Origin of the sequence: Faecousia intestinalis, from assembly GCF_040096185.1 — a bacterium.
GTDB lineage: Bacteria > Bacillota > Clostridia > Oscillospirales > Oscillospiraceae > JAZOXB01.
The window spans coordinates 1-1,753 of record NZ_JBBMFF010000249.1 but is presented as its reverse complement, the minus strand read 5'-3'; the positions used below and the strand labels follow the sequence as shown (position 1 = coordinate 1,753).

1 protein-coding gene is annotated in these 1,753 nt (G+C 64.4%); it reads left to right on the top strand.

Going from position 1 to position 1,753, the window contains the following annotated elements:
• The first annotated feature begins 240 nt into the window (after window positions 1-240).
• Window positions 241-1,518: a M18 family aminopeptidase gene (locus WMO66_RS11750; RefSeq protein ID WP_349136612.1), complete on the top strand. Its 1,278-nt coding sequence runs from the start codon at window positions 241-243 to the stop codon at window positions 1,516-1,518.
• Window positions 1,519-1,753 lie beyond the last annotated feature (235 nt).

The window sequence follows — 1,753 nt, the reverse complement described above, 5'->3', positions numbered from 1 at the left end:
CCCGCAAGGGGCACGCCGCATCCGTAAGGCGGCAGAGCCGCCAACGGCTGCGCAGTGAGCGCCGCTACAGACGCAATCGGTACATACCATTTTAACGATAGCCTTTCCAAATCGGCAGTGCCTTCCCGAGATTGCCACGGGCGCGAAGCGCCCTCGCAATGACAATTCCGGGAGCCTGCAATTCCAATTCCGAACTTCTCATTTCTAATTCTCAACTATTATAAAAAGGAGCGATTATCCATGTCTGACATGTCTGAATTCTGCACCGAGCTGATGCACTGGCTGGACGGCGGGCGTTCGCCGTGGCATACCGTCGCCATGGCGGAGCAGGCCCTCACCGCGCAGGGCTTCACCCCGCTGGAGCTGGGCGCGCCGTTTGCCGTGAAGCGCGGCGGCCGCTACTTTGTGAGCAGCGGCACGTTCCTCGCCGCCATCACCGTCGGCGCGCGCGATGTGTTCCGCATCGCCGCCTCGCATACGGACTGGCCCTGCATGCGCATCAAGCCGCAGCCGGAGCTCGTTTCCGGCGGCTGCTGCCGTCTGAGCGTTGAGCCCTACGGCGGCGCGATCCTGAACACCTGGCTCGACCGCCCGCTCGGCCTTGCCGGTGTGGCCCTCGTCCGGACGGACGACCCCATGCGCCCGGCGCGCCGCCTTGTCGCATGGGACGAGCCGCTGGCCATCATCCCGAACGTCGCCATCCACCTCAACCGCGAGGTGAACAAGGGCGTTCCCACGAAGCCGAACGTCGACATGCTGCCGCTGTGCCGCACGGTGCAGGACGCATGGGAGAAAAAGGGCTATCTCGTGGGCAAGCTGGCCGAGCGCCTCGGTGCGGCGGCGGAGGACATTCTGTCCTTTGAGCTGTGCGCCTACTGCCACGAGCCTGCGCAGCTCGTCGGCTTTGAGCAGGACCTGCTCTCCTCGGCCCGGCTGGACAACCTGACGTCCGTCCACGCCTGCCTGCGCGGCCTGCTGGACGCGGACGGCGACACGATCAACCTCGCCGTGCTCTATGACAACGAGGAGATCGGCAGCAACACCCGCCGCGGCGCGGACAGCAGCACGCTGACGGTCATTCTCGAAAAGCTGGCCGGCGCCCTCGGCCTGGGCCGCGCGCAGTATCTCGATGCCTGCGTAAACGGCATGCTGCTCTCGTGCGACGCCGCGCACGCCGTGCACCCGAACCACCCGGAGCTGGCCGACGTGACGTGCGGCGCACTGCTCGGCCGCGGCGTGGCCCTGAAGCGCAGCCCGCGCTATTCCTCGGACGCCGACACCTGTGCCGTGATCTCCGGCCTGTGTGATGCGGCAAACATCCCGCTGCAGACCTACATGAACCGTGCCGATCTGCCCGGCGGCAGCACGGTCGGCTCCATGGCCTCGTCGCTGCTGGCCATGCCCGCAGCCGATATCGGCGTGCCGATCCTTGCGATGCACTCCGCCCGCGAGCTGATGGCAGCCGCCGATCAGGATGCGTTCGTCCGCCTGTGCACGGCATTTTATTCTGCAAAGTAAGATACAAAATAAGATACGTAACAGCACCGCCCGATGGGGAATCCCATCGGGCGGTGTTTTTCAGGTATGGGATTGTAGGGGGGACGATATGCAGAAAGTGGAAAACGGAAAGCACCGGCTTTCAGATTTGTCATTGCGAGGAGCGAAGCGACGTGGCAATCTCGCAGTAACGGGATAGGCAACAGGAAAGCCCCGGCGAAAACGTAACTGCCTTCCCGAGATTGCCCCGTCGGCC